We start from the raw sequence: 16,337 nt of genomic DNA on the forward strand, positions 1-16,337 counted from the left end.
GTCCAGAAAGAGAATTTTATTCATCATAAGCAATATGCTGAAACGATTATCGTCTAGCATCGACAGGGATCACACCAGCCGCCATGAGCTTACTTAGTTTTAATCTTCCCTTAGCCGCATTACTCCCTTTCGCCGCCGCTCCACTTGCTGCATGGGCAACCAAATACAATAGATTAGCGTCTGCCTGGGTCGCGGGTCTGACAACACTGTTAACCCTGGCCATTCTCTTTCCCTCCATGCAAGCAGTTTTTGCTGGCGAAACGCTGATTCAACAATGGGCTTGGCTACCTGATATTGGCTTCAACCTGGCATTTCGCCTTGATGGTCTGGCACTGTTATTTGCTTTGTTGATCCTCCTGATCGGCCTGCTCATTATTTTCTATGCCCGATACTATCTGTCTGCTAAAGATTCGATGGGCCGTTTTTACGCCTATATGTTGATGTTTATGGGCTCGATGCTGGGCATTGTGTTATCGGAAAACTTGTTACAACTGGTCGTTTTCTGGGAACTCACCTCCATAACTTCATTCTTGTTAATCAGCTATTGGCAGCATCGTCAGGATGCCCGTCAAGGTGCCAGAATGGCTTTAGCAATAACCGGTGCCGGTGGCTTGGCTTTACTGGGTGGCGTGTTATTGCTGGGACAGATTGTTGGCAGTTATGAACTTACTCAAGTGCTGGCTTCGGGCGATTTAATCAGAGGCCATGATTTATATCTGCCGACATTGCTACTGATTTTACTGGGTGTGTTTACCAAATCAGCCCAATTTCCATTTCATTTCTGGCTACCGCATGCGATGGCCGCGCCTACTCCAGTATCTGCCTATCTGCATTCTGCCACCATGGTAAAAGCCGGTATCTTTTTGCTGGCGCGATTTTTCCCAGCATTATCGGGCACTCCGGAATGGAGCTGGCTGGTTGGCACCGCCGGAATGATTACCTTATTAATTGGTGCCTATGTCGCTTTATTCAAACACGATTTAAAAGGCCTGTTGGCCTACTCAACCTTAAGTCATCTAGGACTTATCACTCTGCTGTTTGGCTTTGGCAGTCAAATGGCATTGGTAGCAGCAATCTTCCATATCATTAACCACGCGACCTTTAAAGGTTCGCTGTTTATGGTCGCCGGTATTATCGACCACGAATCTGGCACTCGTGATATGCGTAAACTCAACGGTTTATTCAAAATGATGCCGCATACAGCCATGCTGGCAATGATCGCTGCTGCTGCCATGGCAGGTGTTCCGTTATTAAATGGTTTCTTGAGTAAAGAGATGTTTTTTGAACAGGCGATCAGCGCCTCAGATACCACTCTTTCAGCCTGGACAATACCCGTATTAGTGACCATTGCAGCAATATTCTCGGTCGCCTATTCACTACGCTTTATTCACGATGTGTTCTTTAATGGCGAACCGATAGATTTGCCCAAAACACCACATGAACCACCCCGGTTTATGAAAATCCCAGTCGATATTTTGGTGGTGTTATGTTTACTGGTTGGTGTGGCTCCAATGCTACTGATTGGGCCAATTTTAAATGTAGCTGTTGCAGCAAGTCTGCAAACACCGGCTCCCGAATTCAGTTTAGCCATCTGGCATGGCTTTAACTTGCCATTGATGATGAGCTTTATTGCCTTAGTATTAGGTGTGGGGGTTTACACCATACGGCACCGTTTGTTTGCATGGCATGACAGATGTTTACATGGAATTGACGGAAAGGCCGTGTTTGATTGGGTATTATGGAAAGTCATTCGCTTTGCCAAAAAGGTCACCGATTATTTTGATCAAACCACTTTACAACCTTCCGTTACCTGGGTGATTGGTGGAGCTTTGGTGCTCAGCATTATTACCTTCTTCCAATTCAATTCACCGCTGTTTGGCAATCGAGCATTAATGGACGCCGATGTCATTACGATATTAATGGCATTGTTGTTGATTGTGGCCAGCTTGTTAACAGCAGTTTTACACCATCAACGCTTGGTTTCGCTGATCACCATCGGCGTGGTTGGCCTGGTAGTGGCATTAGGTTTTGTAAAATTCTCGGCACCAGATTTAGCCCTGACTCAACTTTCTGTTGAGGTCGTGACCATCGTGTTACTACTGTTAGCTTTATTCTTTTTGCCACAGCATACCCCACAGGAACGCAGTTATATTCGTTACAGTCGAGATGGCATTATCTCTATTGCCTCAGCTGCCGGCGTATTTATGCTGACCATGGCCGTGTTAACTCGTGAATACTCGCCTATCTCTGGGTTCTTTCTTGAGAATGCTAAACCAGGCGGTGGCGGTACCAATGTGGTCAATGTCATTCTGGTCGATTTCCGAGGTTTTGATACTTTAGGTGAAATCGTAGTGTTGGCGCTGGCAGGTTTGGGTGTGTTTGCCATGCTGGAAGGACTTAAGCTCGCTGCCCCAGCAAAAGATGTCGATGGTCTGGAATGGAGTCATGATCCACATCCACCGATTATGCAAACCTTAACAAGACTACTATTCCCGTTAATGCTGATGGTAGCGGTGTATATCTTCCTGCGTGGTCACAACCTACCAGGCGGTGGATTTATTGCTGGCCTGATTGCTTCGGTTGCATTGATTTCACAATATCTCGCAAATGGTATTGATTGGACCAATGATCGGTTGCGAACCGATATGCATCGCTTGCTGTGGATTGGTCTGCTGATTGCCACCGGAACCGGTGTTGTCTCGATGTTGCTGGGCTATCCATTCTTAACCTCGGCGTTTACCTATCTGAATTGGCCAATCGTCGGCAAATTCGAAGTGGCCAGTGCCATTGCCTTTGATTTAGGGGTATTCCTAGTCGTTGTTGGCGCCACCGTTATGATTCTAGTTGAGCTTGGCAAACTAAGTCATGCTGCACATTTCATCAATGTTGAGGATATCAAGTAATGGAGTGGCTAGTTGCCAGTGTGATTTCCGTGATGACCGGTTGTGGAGTGTTTCTCACCTTAAGAGCGAGAACCTTCCCCGTCGTATTAGGATTAACATTGCTTGCATATGCAGTGAACGTTTTTCTTTTTTCAATGGGCCGTTTACAAATTGGCTTCCCAGCGGTGATTGATCCTGCCGCTGCAGCTTACACCGATCCGCTGCCTCAAGCCTTGGTGTTAACCGCTATCGTCATTGCCTTTGGTATGACTGCTTTCCTTATCGTACTGGCGTTAAAAGCGCGTAGTGAATTGGGCAATGACCATGTGGATGGTGTGCACCGCTCTGATGATGAACGCAAAGCCACCAAACACAACACCACAAAAGCCGAAGCTGAACGGAGTAAATCATGAGTCCGTTTACCATTTTGCCATTATTGCTGCCGTTGATTGGCGGCATATTAATGTTGATGGCGCGTCCATTAGGCATCGAAACACAACGTGTATTAAACCTGATATTAACGTCGTTACTGGTTGGCGTAGGCCTGGTCAGCTTCCAACTAGCCAACACAGATGTATATCAAGTATTGCTGCTGGGTAACTGGCAGGCACCGTTTGGTATTGTCATTGTGCTGGATCGTTTATCAGCGTTGATGTTATTACTGACATCCCTGCTTGCTCTGGGCGCGTTATGGTATGCCATCCGCACTGATACCGATAAACAGGGCCAACATTTTCATGTGTTGTTCCAGTTACAACTGTTCGGTCTGAACGGTGCGTTTATGACCGGCGATGTGTTTAACTTGTTTGTATTCTTTGAAGTTCTGCTGCTCGCCTCTTATGGTTTGTTATTGCATGGTGGTGGTCGTTTACGTACTCGAGCCGGCTTGCATTACGTAGTCATTAATCTGGTCGGCTCAACACTCTTCCTATTCGCAGTAGGCACGCTTTACGGCATTCTCGGCACATTAAATATTGCTGATATGGCAGTCGCCGTGCGTAATGTTTCAGAGGCAGATCAAGGTATTGTTGCCACAGCTGCCGTATTACTCCTGGTCGTCTTTGGTATCAAAGCCGCCATGTTCCCACTGTATCTGTGGCTGCCCGGTGCTTATGCTTATACCTCAGCTCCGGTTGCAGCATTATTTGCCATCATGACTAAGGTCGGTCTTTACGCCATTATTCGCGTACATGGCACTCTTTTCAGCGAAGCAGCCGGTGATTTAGCCTTTGTACATGTTGAATGGGTATTACTACTGGGCTTAATTACTTTAGCATTGGCTGCTTTGGGCGTATTGGCCGCTCGTGCTTTACGTCGACAAGTTGCGTATTTGATATTGGCATCGGTCGCCACATTGATGATTGCTATCGGTATCAATAATGAAGCCGCCCTCTCAGCCACGCTCTATTATTTAATTCACTCCACCTTGATAGGCGCGGCGATGTTTTTAATCGCCGATGTCATTATGAAAGGCCGTGGCATCTATGCCGATTCGTTTACCAAAGCCATCCCAATTGATCGACCGGTTTTAGTGGGTTCTGTGTTTATGCTGTTGGGCATCGCTTTAACCGGTATGCCACCGCTATCGGGCTTTTTCGGTAAGGTGATGGTATTAAATTCTGCCCTCAACCATCCATGGTTTGCCGCCATCTTAAGCGTAGTGTTAATTGCCGGATTAATGATGATTATCGCCGTAGCCCGTTCAGGCTCACTGATGTTTTACAGTGTGCAAAAGGAAGAAGGCCAAAGAGCTGCTCCATTAAACAAATCTGCTTTTGTGGCAGTTATCATGTTGATGCTGGTTAGCCCCTTGATGGTGGTCTTTGCTAAACCATTAACCAATATCACTAGCCAGATTGCCGGGCAGTTATACAACGAGCAGGCTTATATTGATGCTGTGTTAGGTACCGTTCCTCATGGAGATAACAGCAAATGATTCTTCAGCGGCTATTTCCCCACCCTTTGCTCACACTGATTTTGTGGGGCATTTGGTTATTACTCAATAATAGTATTGATCCTGGTCATATCGTGCTGGGCGCTGCATTGGCGATTTTTATTCCGTGGCTGACATCCAGTTACTGGCCGGAAAAAATCATTATTCGCCATCCGTGGATGTTGGTGCTTTATATTCTGAAGGTATTGTTTGAAATCCTGGTGGCCAACGTCGTAGTTGCCAAACTGATCCTCGGCCCTCAAAAAAAGTTAAATCCAGGTTTTCTACATTATGAATTGCAATTAACCAGCCCTGTCGGCATCGGTTTATTAGCCAATACCATTTCGTTAACACCGGGTACTGTGAGTTGTGATCTTTCAAAAGACCGCCGCTATTTATTGATCCACGCTTTGCATATTGATGATGTTGAAGCGATCAAAGCTGAAATTCATCGCAAATTCGAAAAGCCACTGCTGGAGATATTTGTCGCATGCTGAATCTGGCCTTATCAATTGCCTTCGTCATGGTGGGTATAGCTATCTTATTAAGCTTTATCCGACTGATTATCGGTCCGAATATTCCAGACAGAATACTGGCCCTGGACACCTTATACATCAACACCATTGCACTGCTGATCCTGCTAGGCATTAATCTGCAGAGCGCTTTGTATTTTGAAGCAGCATTGTTAATCGCTGTAATGGGCTTTATGGGTACGCTCGCGCTAAGCAAATATCTGCTGCGCGGCGATATCATGGAATAGAGGCAATTATGCTTGAGTGGACATTATCGATTTTAATCCTGCTGGGAGCGTTTTTTACGCTGGTCGGTTCGATTGGTTTATTTAAACTACCGGATTTTTATATGCGTTTGCACGGCCCGACTAAGGCCAGCACGCTTGGGGTTGGTGCAATTTTAATTGCCTCGGCGATTCATTTCAGCCTAAAAACAGATGGTGTCAGTTTGCATGAAATTCTGGTTACGCTGTTTCTGTTTATCACTGCCCCTGTAAGCGCACATCTTATGGCTAAAGCGGCCATCCATATCAAAGTCAAACAGGTTGAACGTACTCGTCAGCTTGAAGAAAAATAGATGTCAGAATTGCGTAAACCCCAAATATGGGTCGATGCCGATGCTTGTCCTGTGGTGATTAAAGAAATTCTTTATCGAGCCGCCACCCGCACAGAAACCCACACCACGTTTATAGCCAATCATAGTTTACGATTACCCCCCTCACCTTTTCTCAAATTCCAGCAAGTGCACTCTGGTTTTGACGTGGCGGATAATGAAATTGTCGAACGCTTACAGAAAGGTGATTTGGTGATCACGGCAGATATTCCGCTCGCCGCCGAAGCTATCGAAAAAGGTGCGTTAGCCCTCAACCCAAGAGGCGAACTCTATACCACCGATACCATTAGTGCCCGCCTCACCATGCGTAACTTTATGGAAACCATGCGTAGTAGTGGCGAACACATGGGCGGCCCCGCCACCTTTAATCAGCGTGACCGACAAGCCTTTGGCAATCAACTGGATAAGTGGTTGTTAAAAGCTCAGCGTTGAATTCAAAGCTTTTCTAAATGAGTTTATAGCAATCAATTTCTCGCTATTCTTTTGTCAAAAAATTATGGTCGAAAACTGTCTCAGCTTTCCATAGCAGCCACACCAGTCAAGTCATCAAAATCCACCTTAACAAACCTCTTCAGAAATAGTCCTAAAACACAGTTCACTTGCGATGTTTGATCTTAATCAATAGAATGATATTGATTCTCATTAACATATAACATCTCAGGAGCCTTTCGTGAGCAGTGCACAATCTGTCAATAACTTTAATGTGCAGGTGCTGTATAGCGAACATCACAACTGGCTAAAATCCTGGTTATATCAACGATTAGGTAATAGCGCAGAAGCCGCCGATCTTACTCAGGATACTTTTCTTCGTCTGCTCGGCTTGCCGTCATCACGTCATTTTTCCAGTGGTGCACACGCCCGCAATTTTTTATGTGCTACCGCTAAAAACCTTTGTATCGATCTTTGGCGTCGTAAAGAAATTGAAAAAGCGTGGCACGATACACTTTCCAGCTATCCAGAAGAAACCGCCCCTTCAGCCGAACGACAAGCGGCTGTGCTGGAAGCCTTGGAAGAAATCAACCTGATGTTAAGCGAGTTACCTGCCAACGTCGCCAAAGCTTTTTTATTAGCAGTAGTCTGTCAGATGACCGATGCCGAAACTGCCGCTCAATTAGGTGTATCGGATCGCATGGTACGTAAATACGTCGCCAAGGCGATGTTGGCCTGCCTAAAATTACAGGCATCTCATACCAGCCGCGAACTGCTCTCCGAACTAGACATTTAACGATGGCCGAGCCTTCTCATCAAACGCTGGAACAAGCTGCCGAATGGTTTGCCCTGCTTCGTGATGGTCAAGCCAGTCAAGAACACAAAATAGCATGGCGTAACTGGCTTGAAGCCAAGCCAGAACATAAAAAAGCGTGGCTTTACGTCGAAAAGATCAGTCACAGTTTTGAGACCTTGCAACAGACGCCGAATCCTCAAAGCACTGCCGATAATCTTTATCACGCCAATCAGCGACTACGGCAACGGCGGCGACTCCTCAGTGGCCTGCTTAGTATTGCGGTAATCGGGTTTGTGGGTCAGCTGAGTTGGAATAGGAAATGGCTGCCTGACAGTGTTATGGCAATCAATGCAGACTATCGCACAGGCGTCGGTCAACAACGACAGATTACGCTAGCCGATGGAAGCCAACTTTGGTTGAATACCGCAAGCGCTATCAATATCGATTACACCGCCCAACAAAGACGCATTGAGCTACTGCACGGTGAAATCTATATTGAAACAGCAAAAGATCCCGGCCGCTCATTTGTCGTCGATACCACGCATGGCCGATTAACAGCTCTTGGCACGCAATTTAACGTAATGAGCCATCCTGATGATATTGAACTTGCTGTTTACGAAGGCGCAGTAGCGGTTCAAACCCTAAATCATCAGCAAGCTAAACTTCAGGCGGGTGAAAGAAGCCGTTTTAATGGGGATAAGATACAAGCAAAACAACACGTAATCACCGCCCAGCAAGCCTGGCGACAAGGGCTTTTGGTCGCAGAAGATATGACACTGCAAGATCTGATTAGCGAACTCAACCGCTATCACTATGGCTATATCAATATCGCTGATGAAATTGCTCAACTAAAAGTCTATGGCAGTTTTCCAGTTAACGAAACCGAACGTTCGCTCAGCATGTTAACTCGAGTGTTACCTATCCAAGTCCGTCAGGTCTTTCCAGGCTGGATTAAGCTTGAACCACAAAGCAGTTAAATTACCGAGCCAGATTTTATTTCAATTTTTTTTCAATTAATGGTTCCGGGTTTATTCCTCTCATCCGTTTATATCGGTATCAACACTAAACTCGATGAGGTAAAACCATGGTGAAATCACACCGCCCCAAGCAACCTATTAAAAACGGCTTTAAGCCGCTGGCGCTTTCGATAAAGATTATTTTAGTTTCCAGCATGAGCACACTGGCTTGGCTGCCTACCGCACAGGCTGAAATCACTCAATCTGCATCTCAGGTGGCACAACAATTTACCATCCCAGCCGGATCGTTGAGCCAAGTACTGGCCCGCTTATCTGCTCAAGCCGGGATCTATCTAGTGGGTGCTTCAGAATTAGCCAGTGGTAAGAGCAGTGAAGGTTTGCAAGGCAGCTATACCGTTGAAAATGCACTTAGCCAGATCCTTAATGGAAGCGGTCTGGTGGCCGTGGCTCAGGGTGACAATAGTTACGCTTTGCATAAAGAAGCCAATCAGGATGATGGACAAAGTGTCACCTTATCGACCCTGCAAGTTCAAGGTCTAGGGATGGATGGATCTGCCGCTAATGCGTATCGTGTTGGTGATGCGTTTGCTGGTGCACTGGGAAATATGTCAAAGCAGAATACACCGTTTACCATTGAAACCTATTCAGAAGATTACATTTCTAATTTGCAGGCCCGTTCACTTGGCGAGCTCACCAAATTTGATGCGGCAATCAGTCTCTCCGGCAATAATCTGATCACAGAAAATAATGCTTTTGCCATTCGAGGCATCAGTACGGATTTTGATACTGGGCAAAAACTCGATGGTATGAATTTTCGTAGCCGTGCCAAAGACCTTCCTTTAGAACATCTTGAACGAGTCGAGATCCTGAAAGGTGCCGGCGGTTTCCTTTACGGTTTCGCAGCACCCGGCGGCATCATAAATTACGTACTTAAGCGGCCTACTGACGAATTCAAGGCCAGTGTCTCCACCCAATTAATGGACAGCGGACTGTTGTTAGCTCATGGAGATGTCGGCGGTCGTGCCGGTCCAGAAGACATATTTGGTTACCGCGTCAATGTCGTTAGCGAGGCTGGTGACACCTATGTCGATGACGGTGAGGCTTATCGTAAGTCGGCTTCAGCTGCGATTGATTGGCGAATCACCCCGGATCTTATCTGGCAGGCGGATGCCCTGATTTCTGAACGTAAAAGCTATGGTGGTTATTTTTCGATTAACCCAACCAACACATTTGGCAAGGTTGTGAGTCCTATTGATGGTGATAAACGACTTGCCCCAGACTGGACCCGTTATGAATCAGAACACATTACTACCGGCAGTGATTTAATCTGGAACATTAACAATAACTGGAACAACAAGCTCTCTTATCGTTATTCCACCAGCTACCGTAACCCGCTGATGCCGATTTTGTATGTTGATGGCGATGGTAACTATTCTGCTACGCTGTTCAACTACAATAATTTGTTCAAAAGCTATCAGACGCAGAATGTATTGAGTGGCGTTATCGAAACAGGTCCCGTCACGCATAACATGGCATTTGGTTTATCACATACCCGCACCATTTCATCAAATAGCTCTGGTATCGGCACATTATCAATCCCGCTGGGATCAGGTAATTTATCGTCACCTGTCGACTTCGACCGTCCGGTCGGCCATCTCGATAAAAGCGATGCTAGCTTTAATGAGTATTCCCGCATCACCCGTAAAGAAGCGTTTATGTCCGATACGCTTAATGTCGGCGAGAGCTGGGATTTCATTATTGGAGCCCGTTATGGCAGCCTTGAGGATGATTATGGTGATTACAAAGAAAGTGAAATCACCCCATCCTTTGCAGCCATCTATCGGCCATTGGAATGGATGTCAATTTACGCCAGTTATGTAGAAGCCTTTGAACAAGGTGCGACAGCACCCAATACCGCTGTCAATGCTGGTGAGGTATTTCAACCTTTGGTCAGCAAACAATATGAGACAGGCATTAAAGTCGACTACGATAACTGGTCAGCCAATATGGCGATATTCCAGTTAGAAAGAGGCTTGACGTTCACGGACGGCAATAATGTATTTAGCCAGGATGGTGAAGCTCATTTCGAAGGAATTGAGCTTTCAACCCGCGGCAAAATCACTGAACAATGGATGGTTGGTGCAAGTGCAATGTGGCTGGATGCCACCAATAAAAAAACCACCAATCCAAGTCTAGAAGGTGAACCGATACAAGGTGTCGCTGATAAACAATTCCGTTTGTATAGTGAATATCAGTTGCCCAATACCCAGTTGACCTTCACTGGCGGCGCGCAATACACCAGCAGTGTTCCATTGGACGTAGCCAATCAATGGCAGGTTGGCTCAGTAACCTTGTTTGATTTGGGCGCACGCTATGAAATTGACCTGAACAAACAGCTACTAACACTGCGTTTAAATGTGGAAAACCTGACCGATAAAGCTTATTGGCTAACCTCTGCAGGCAGTTCAGGCATTGCTCAAGGTGCGCCACGCACTATCAAACTCGGAGCTCAACTGGACTTCTAACCACTAAGCCCCGGCAGTCATCCCTGCCGGGGCTTAGAGCATATATGAAATGGGAGACATTTTAGCTTTACTCTCCTTGCGTTTGTGCGGAAAATAGTTGCACTACTAAAAATAATGGCTTGTTGTGTTTAGGCATAACAAGCTTTTTTCGTTTCAGGAATCCGCGTGTTTTTTCAAAGAGCCTTATTACCCATTTCATCGTTGTTCTTCTCGATTTCGCTATTGGCAACGGGTTATGGTTTATTGATGACGTTCATCGGCATATTCCTGAAACAGGAAGGCCTTACTGAGGGTGTCATCGGCTTAATCAATTCTGCTTTTTTCCTGGGCGCGATGTTAGCTGCTGTTTTCAGCCAAAAACTGATTGTGACCGTGGGTCATGCACGTAGTTTTTCGGCTTTTTCAGCGATTATGGTGATGGCATTTTTGGGGCACGCATTATGGTTTGATCCCTGGTTTTGGGCCACATTGCGTTTGATATCAGGTTTTGCCTTTTATGCCATGCTGATTGTGTTAGAAAGCTGGCTCAATGAAAAAAGCTCAACGGATGACCGTGGCAAAATCCTGGCTATATATACCATCGTCTTCTTCCTGGCGTTGGCATTGGGCCAATTGCTATTAATGCTGGAAATGTCAGCCACTACGATTTTCATTCTAGGTTCCATTCTGGTGCTTTGGTCACTGGTATTGGTCGCAGTAACACGTGTATCGCAACCCGTATTAAAACCCTTTGAACGTTACAGCATGCCAAAACTGTTATCGATCGCCCCGCTTGCATTGGTTGGGAGCTTTATCGGCGGGGTGTTTATTGGCGCGTTTTACACCATGCTGCCGCTGTATGTTTTAAATGTGTTTGACCAACCCAAGGTGGTCTCATTGTTTATGACGATTACCATTCTGGGTGGACTGATGGCACAGTTACCTGTCGGCATGTTATCGGATCGATTGGGACGACGGAAAATGCTGGCTTGGTCTGGATTTTTCGGTGCGGGTGTTTTTCTTTTGATGCTGGTTTTGCCCCTGATTTGGCGTGAAAGTGAGACCTTGCTTTATACGGTGGGCTTTTTATTGGGTATAAGTTTGTTCAGCATTTATCCCTTGAGTGTTGCACGAGCCAACGATGTGTTTGATGAAAATACAGATCTGGTCGAGATTAGCCGAACCTTATTGTTTTCGTATGGTTTCGGGTCATTTATAGCGCCGTTATTGTTAGGGTTTGTGCTGGGATTTTCCGCGATAGCATTCTTTACCGTATTGACCTTGTTTGCCTTGGCGTTAGGTTATTACTCATTACATAGCGAGCGTATCCCAGAAGACCATATGAATGTCTATGTTGCCGTTCCGGCAGCATCAGGCAGTGTGCTAGCTGAAATGGATCCACGCATGGACGATAAATGGGTTGAAGATCATCGCCCTCATGCAGAACACGCGCATGATTGATTAGGTATCTAGTCTGTTGATAGCTGGTTTTATTGTCGGAGAATTTTCTCCGTCAACTTACCTTTAGCCAGCTCATCAATCAACTTGTCCAGATAACGAATTTTCTGCATCAACGGATCGTCGACTTCTTCAACCCGAACACCACACACCACGCCTTTGATCAATGAACTATTGGGGTGAATAGCCGGAGCTTGAGCAAAAAAGGTTTCAAAATCATTTTCCAATTCGATCTGCTGTTTTAATCCCTCTTGGTCATAACCAGTCAGCCAGCAAATGATTTGATCAACTTCCGCTTTCGTTCGATTTTTGCGTTCAGCTTTTTGAATATAAAGCGGATAAACCTTTGCAAATGGCATTGAGAAGATAGGATGTTTAGACATTTTCATACCCAAATAATGTCGGTCTGATACCAAGTTTACTGACCCTTAGATTTCTTGTTAGCTTACTTTACGGCCAATCATTTCTTTCGTTGATAAATGCTTCCTTAATTCCTTGTAAGTCATCTAATACTGCTTCAAAAGAATTAGACAGCCGATCAAGAGCAGGATAACAGTGTGTGATTCCACCTGAAAGTGTCGTGTCATAGATTAACCACTGTGCCTCTGTCCCAGAGTAATAGCCAATAGTAGTCAGTGTATCGACACAAATTCTGAATCGTTCTTTAGTCATCAGTGCCTTCCAAGCTGCGTCAAACAACTTACGCTCTGAATCCTCATCGTCGATATTTTCTTGCTTGAAAATAAATCTTTCGAATATGTCATTAATAGCAGACCAATAAAAACGAATTTGAACTGCTGGGGTAAAGTTAGGAAAAAGCAAGCCAACATTATTGTTTTCAATAGATTTCTTTACTATATCGTCAATATTTTTCGCAGTCAGAATATAGTGCTTACGTCTTTCATCGAAAGGTTGAGCCACCAAACTATGATGCTTAAGACACTCAGTTTTATATTGATTTCGATAATTATTTTTATGAATGTTGCTGTTAATAAAAAGAGAGCGGAGTTCTTGTTCGTCGAAAAATTCACTTGAGAGAAATTCTTCACTAGGCTCAGACAAATAATTATCTCCTAGACCATCTTTTAATAATGCTGCATCTTGCTCGCCATTTGGTAGATGATCCGATACTGTGTAATACCACTTTTTGAGAAATAACGCCTCCTCAATCCCACCACCCCAATCTAACGGACAACGTAAGTTTTCTTTAATTGATTCTATATATTCAATTCTAGTTGTTGGAGTCATGACTTTCCTTGTGTCTAACGCCCGCATTTGCGGTTGGTTTGAAGCGCAGTGGAAAACCAGTCCGACAACATAGGCTTGTTAACACTTTTACCCACGATCTCGGCGCCCGGAAATTATGGATAGGATATTTACTACAGCATTCGTTGATTCAGCACTAAGCGCAGCTAACCTAAAATCAGCTGTACGTCTGTGAATGAGATCATTTGCCAAATCAAGAGAGGCCTTAGCGTGGCGCCTTATATTTTCGTTACTTTTACCCGGCAAAACATACGATATGTATGCCTCAAGCATTCTCTTTGCGTCGGTTTTCGATAGCACTGTCCCGTCAGTAGAAGGGTGTAATTCCGAGACATAAACCGCTTGTGCAAGCGAGATTAAGGTTTCTCTTGCTAGCAACCCAATACCTTGAAATTGCTCCTCAGAGCTTGCCTGAGCCAAGCGTAGCTTGATTTCCCCCATGCTTCGATCTACTCTATTCCAGCCGGTAGGTTCTTCAAATAATGGATTTATAGATGCTGTTTTCATACCTTTGATTGTTTCAATTATTGTAGAAAACATATTGGACACGAATGCCCGCCTAGATTGGTATGTAGGTAAAGATCCATCACTCCACTTACCATACCACTCCCATAAATCTTTAAATGGATTAGGGTTGTCCAATCCCCTCTCTCTAAGGGCTTCAGAAATTTCTGGTTGGTTTGACTGGTATTCGGTATTTACATCTTCAACTCTGGCGCCACCAGTAGACACAGAAACCATTACACTCTTTTGGGCTTCAAGCAACGTCACTAAATCTTCATGTGATATTTTGTATGCCTTACCATGGATTTCATCAACTAATTCAGGAGAAATAACCACTTCACCGACCCAAGATTCCGGGTAAGAGCGAAACAAAGTTTCAGCTTTGTTCTTTATGCTTTGCTCAATGGCCTGAATTTCTAGTTCAATATTCGAATACAGCTCTAATGGAACCCTGCAGTAAATTCCATAAATTGTCGTTCCGCCATTCCAGTTATCATATCCACTTACCTCGATATTTGCCTTTCCCTGCGACAACACCTGAAATTCAGGCGCAAGATTTTCTCTTTTAAAAAGATTTGCCAAGGTTACGATAATTCTTCTGGAATCTTGTATTAGTGAGTCCATGTTCTTGTAGTGTTAACGCCTTTCTAAAAAGAGGTCTCTGACCCTATTGATCGACAACTGGCTCAAAAGCTTGATTCAATTGACACTGGCCCTATTGATCGCAAGCGCTTTTGTTCCAGCACGATGGCTCTTAATTGGATTTGGGAGCACCCGATTTTCCTTTACAGACTTAATAGCATGTTAATGAAATATCTGACCGTAAACACCCTGACCCTACACTAGAGGCAAGGCCACAGTTTGTTTTAGCGTAGATAAGTGAATTGTTATTCAGCTAAATCACCCCTGTGGCCAGTTTGATTGCTCGATTTATTAGATCGGTTTTCTCTAAGAAAACCTGTAGTCGGCTTCCAGGAGATTGATCAGGCTTTGGAGCGATGCTGAACTTAATAGCTTCATCTGGATCACAAGTAGTCTGCTCATCATGTAAAACAGAGTCTTGATAGAAAATCTGCGGTTTCGGGCTTAGCTTTTCTGTAAGTAGCTCCGCTTGGGACTGAAGTAGGTTTATACGCTGCTCTACGACTGCTTCATATTGATGGAAACGATCCTTTTGGTGTGATATTTCGGTTCGCAATATGTCGCACTCCTTTTGGTGAAAACTCTTGGATATTTTCCATGAGAGCATCCCACACGCTGCGATGAAAGTACCAAGAATCCCAAGCACATATTCCCAGTGATTAAACACGACCATCCCGAGTAAATTTCCCAGCTCTTCTTCTGTCATTAACTATCCCTTGGATATATCGTTACAGCTTCTTTTCCGTGTTTCTCAAACAATATTAATGCTTTGAATTCATATATATTTTTTTAAACCACTTTTTATGCTTGGAATTAATCGAGAATGATTCACGATTAATTTTCTGCCTAAACAGGCTTTGAATGACGCTGGTGCAAGCTGAATATCCATATCGGCCTCAAAATGAGAGATATTTCACAATTTATATGGTTTTTGAAATTAAAACAAACCTTTGATTTATTTGAGATATTAATGATGAATCGAAGATATGAATTTGATTCAGATTAATTCAGTAGCTGCCATAAAAAGTGAACCACCAATTCAAAATTTTTCTCTGTGCCCTCGGTGTCTCTGTGGTTAATTTTTAAATCCGATAATTTATCCAATTACAGACAAAAAAAAAGCCCAGTTTTAGTTAAAAACTGAGCCTTTATTATTTGGCCTAATGTGACTATTGGCCCTATTTCAAATATCAACTTCTTCAAACAGTTCTGGCACTTCGGCATCCCAGTCGAATTTTTCGCTGATGTGTTTACGTATGGTGTCTCTGGCGACGACATCGCCATGGTGACATAACTTTATTGCCAGTTTATTGACCATATTGATGCAGATTAATTGTAAATCTATTGATTTGTAGTAACGTCTAACTGAAAACAGCATTTACTTGTTGTGATACAAGAGCGTGGTTATTTAATCGCATCTGTTCTGACTAAATGAAAGTTTTTCAGTCTTCTATTACTGCAAGATAGATGTCCTCTTTGATAACTTTAAGGAATCAAATCATGACACTACAGCAAATAAATCAAGAAGGATCAGCTAGCATTTCGACTATCATCGCCGCTTCTAAAAAGCTCTCTGAAGATGGGGAGAAAGAAAAGGAAAAATCGCCGCAGGTTCCAGATCCTTCGGAAGGAACCTATCAGCCAGCTGATGACCCGGATGATGATAAACAGAAAGAGGCTGAAGATGCCCCCATTATGCCGCAGCCTCCCGTTCCACCATGAGCACTCATCACCCATAAAAAAATGGCCCAGTTTTAATTCAAAACTGGGCCATTTTTATTTAGCTAATTGATATTAAACATCATGAGCATTTTATTGAGT

The 16,337-nt window shown here is 44.3% G+C and carries 17 protein-coding genes; 12 read left to right on the forward strand and 5 right to left on the reverse strand.

The genetic code is table 11. From position 1 onward, the window contains the following. The first annotated feature begins 83 nt into the window (after positions 1-83). The 11 genes from ACN0V2_RS01640 (at position 84) to ACN0V2_RS01690 (ending at position 12,107) form a co-directional block, all read left to right on the forward strand. Positions 84-2,903 (forward strand): monovalent cation/H+ antiporter subunit A, encoded by a 2,820-nt coding sequence (locus ACN0V2_RS01640; protein WP_417549046.1) that lies wholly within the window; start codon positions 84-86, stop codon positions 2,901-2,903. Next, the gene (locus ACN0V2_RS01645) at positions 2,903-3,295 is read left to right on the forward strand and encodes a Na+/H+ antiporter subunit C (protein ID WP_417549047.1); all 393 of its coding nucleotides are present in this window, start codon (positions 2,903-2,905) and stop codon (positions 3,293-3,295) included. Before ACN0V2_RS01640 ends, ACN0V2_RS01645 begins: the two co-directional genes overlap by 1 nt. Beyond that, positions 3,292-4,818 carry a monovalent cation/H+ antiporter subunit D gene (locus tag ACN0V2_RS01650; protein WP_417549048.1) on the forward strand — a complete coding sequence of 509 codons (1,527 nt, stop codon included), beginning with the start codon at positions 3,292-3,294 and terminating at the stop codon, positions 4,816-4,818. Before ACN0V2_RS01645 ends, ACN0V2_RS01650 begins: the two co-directional genes overlap by 4 nt. After that, complete coding sequence (locus ACN0V2_RS01655) at positions 4,815-5,312, forward strand: Na+/H+ antiporter subunit E (protein WP_417549049.1); 498 nt, start codon at positions 4,815-4,817, stop codon at positions 5,310-5,312. Before ACN0V2_RS01650 ends, ACN0V2_RS01655 begins: the two co-directional genes overlap by 4 nt. Further along, positions 5,306-5,575, forward strand: a complete 270-nt coding sequence (locus tag ACN0V2_RS01660; protein WP_417549050.1) for a K+/H+ antiporter subunit F — start codon at positions 5,306-5,308, stop codon at positions 5,573-5,575. Before ACN0V2_RS01655 ends, ACN0V2_RS01660 begins: the two co-directional genes overlap by 7 nt. Positions 5,576-5,583: 8 nt before the next feature. Then, a complete protein-coding gene (locus ACN0V2_RS01665) occupies positions 5,584-5,904 on the forward strand; it encodes a Na+/H+ antiporter subunit G (protein WP_417549051.1) in 321 nt (106 codons plus the stop codon). After that, positions 5,905-6,372, forward strand: coding sequence for a YaiI/YqxD family protein (locus ACN0V2_RS01670; protein WP_417549052.1), 468 nt, complete (start codon positions 5,905-5,907; stop codon positions 6,370-6,372). Between the two features lie 238 nt (positions 6,373-6,610). Then, entirely contained in the window at positions 6,611-7,165 is a 555-nt protein-coding gene (locus ACN0V2_RS01675; RefSeq protein WP_417549053.1) for a sigma-70 family RNA polymerase sigma factor, read from the forward strand. 2 nt (positions 7,166-7,167) lie between these two features. Next, a complete protein-coding gene (locus ACN0V2_RS01680; protein WP_417549054.1) occupies positions 7,168-8,142 on the forward strand; it encodes a FecR family protein in 975 nt (324 codons plus the stop codon). A 107-nt stretch (positions 8,143-8,249) separates the two neighbouring features. Further along, on the forward strand, positions 8,250-10,667 hold the full coding sequence (locus tag ACN0V2_RS01685; RefSeq protein ID WP_417549055.1) for a TonB-dependent siderophore receptor: 2,418 nt from the start codon (positions 8,250-8,252) through the stop codon (positions 10,665-10,667). A 165-nt stretch (positions 10,668-10,832) separates the two neighbouring features. Beyond that, positions 10,833-12,107 (forward strand): MFS transporter, encoded by a 1,275-nt coding sequence (locus ACN0V2_RS01690; protein WP_417549056.1) that lies wholly within the window; start codon positions 10,833-10,835, stop codon positions 12,105-12,107. Positions 12,108-12,136: 29 nt separating this feature from the next. Here ACN0V2_RS01690 and ACN0V2_RS01695 read toward each other — a convergent pair whose 3' ends face one another. The 5 genes from ACN0V2_RS01695 to ACN0V2_RS01715 form a co-directional block, all read right to left on the reverse strand. Next, positions 12,137-12,487: a DUF2200 domain-containing protein gene (locus ACN0V2_RS01695; RefSeq protein ID WP_417549057.1), complete on the reverse strand. Its 351-nt coding sequence runs from the start codon at positions 12,485-12,487 to the stop codon at positions 12,137-12,139. Between the two features lie 67 nt (positions 12,488-12,554). After that, a complete protein-coding gene (locus ACN0V2_RS01700; protein ID WP_417549058.1) occupies positions 12,555-13,352 on the reverse strand; it encodes a hypothetical protein in 798 nt (265 codons plus the stop codon). Positions 13,353-13,439: 87 nt separating this feature from the next. Then, complete coding sequence (locus tag ACN0V2_RS01705) at positions 13,440-14,456, reverse strand: hypothetical protein (RefSeq protein WP_417549059.1); 1,017 nt, start codon at positions 14,454-14,456, stop codon at positions 13,440-13,442. A gap of 313 nt (positions 14,457-14,769) precedes the next feature. Further along, the gene (locus ACN0V2_RS01710; RefSeq protein ID WP_417549060.1) at positions 14,770-15,222 is read right to left on the reverse strand and encodes a hypothetical protein; all 453 of its coding nucleotides are present in this window, start codon (positions 15,220-15,222) and stop codon (positions 14,770-14,772) included. A gap of 477 nt (positions 15,223-15,699) precedes the next feature. After that, on the reverse strand, positions 15,700-15,834 hold the full coding sequence (locus ACN0V2_RS01715) for a hypothetical protein (protein WP_417549061.1): 135 nt from the start codon (positions 15,832-15,834) through the stop codon (positions 15,700-15,702). 182 nt (positions 15,835-16,016) lie between these two features. Between ACN0V2_RS01715 and ACN0V2_RS01720 the strand changes: the two genes are divergently transcribed. Continuing rightward, positions 16,017-16,238: a hypothetical protein gene (locus ACN0V2_RS01720; protein ID WP_417549062.1), complete on the forward strand. Its 222-nt coding sequence runs from the start codon at positions 16,017-16,019 to the stop codon at positions 16,236-16,238. Positions 16,239-16,337: the final 99 nt, after the last annotated feature.

It is taken from the genome of Methylophaga sp. (assembly GCF_048266885.1).
Classification (GTDB): Bacteria; Pseudomonadota; Gammaproteobacteria; order Nitrosococcales; family Methylophagaceae; genus Methylophaga.

Coding starts and splice junctions, on each gene's coding strand:
- ACN0V2_RS01640 (WP_417549046.1), top strand. CDS start 84: ATGAGCTTACTTAGTTTTAATCTTCCCTTAGCCGCATTACTCCCTTTC.
- ACN0V2_RS01645 (WP_417549047.1), top strand. CDS start 2,903: ATGGAGTGGCTAGTTGCCAGTGTGATTTCCGTGATGACCGGTTGTGGA.
- ACN0V2_RS01650 (WP_417549048.1), top strand. CDS start 3,292: ATGAGTCCGTTTACCATTTTGCCATTATTGCTGCCGTTGATTGGCGGC.
- ACN0V2_RS01655 (WP_417549049.1), top strand. CDS start 4,815: ATGATTCTTCAGCGGCTATTTCCCCACCCTTTGCTCACACTGATTTTG.
- ACN0V2_RS01660 (WP_417549050.1), top strand. CDS start 5,306: ATGCTGAATCTGGCCTTATCAATTGCCTTCGTCATGGTGGGTATAGCT.
- ACN0V2_RS01665 (WP_417549051.1), top strand. CDS start 5,584: ATGCTTGAGTGGACATTATCGATTTTAATCCTGCTGGGAGCGTTTTTT.
- ACN0V2_RS01670 (WP_417549052.1), top strand. CDS start 5,905: ATGTCAGAATTGCGTAAACCCCAAATATGGGTCGATGCCGATGCTTGT.
- ACN0V2_RS01680 (WP_417549054.1), top strand. CDS start 7,168: ATGGCCGAGCCTTCTCATCAAACGCTGGAACAAGCTGCCGAATGGTTT.
- ACN0V2_RS01685 (WP_417549055.1), top strand. CDS start 8,250: ATGGTGAAATCACACCGCCCCAAGCAACCTATTAAAAACGGCTTTAAG.
- ACN0V2_RS01695 (WP_417549057.1), bottom strand. CDS start 12,487: ATGTCTAAACATCCTATCTTCTCAATGCCATTTGCAAAGGTTTATCCG.
- ACN0V2_RS01700 (WP_417549058.1), bottom strand. CDS start 13,352: ATGACTCCAACAACTAGAATTGAATATATAGAATCAATTAAAGAAAAC.
- ACN0V2_RS01710 (WP_417549060.1), bottom strand. CDS start 15,222: ATGACAGAAGAAGAGCTGGGAAATTTACTCGGGATGGTCGTGTTTAAT.
- ACN0V2_RS01715 (WP_417549061.1), bottom strand. CDS start 15,834: ATGGTCAATAAACTGGCAATAAAGTTATGTCACCATGGCGATGTCGTC.
- ACN0V2_RS01720 (WP_417549062.1), top strand. CDS start 16,017: ATGACACTACAGCAAATAAATCAAGAAGGATCAGCTAGCATTTCGACT.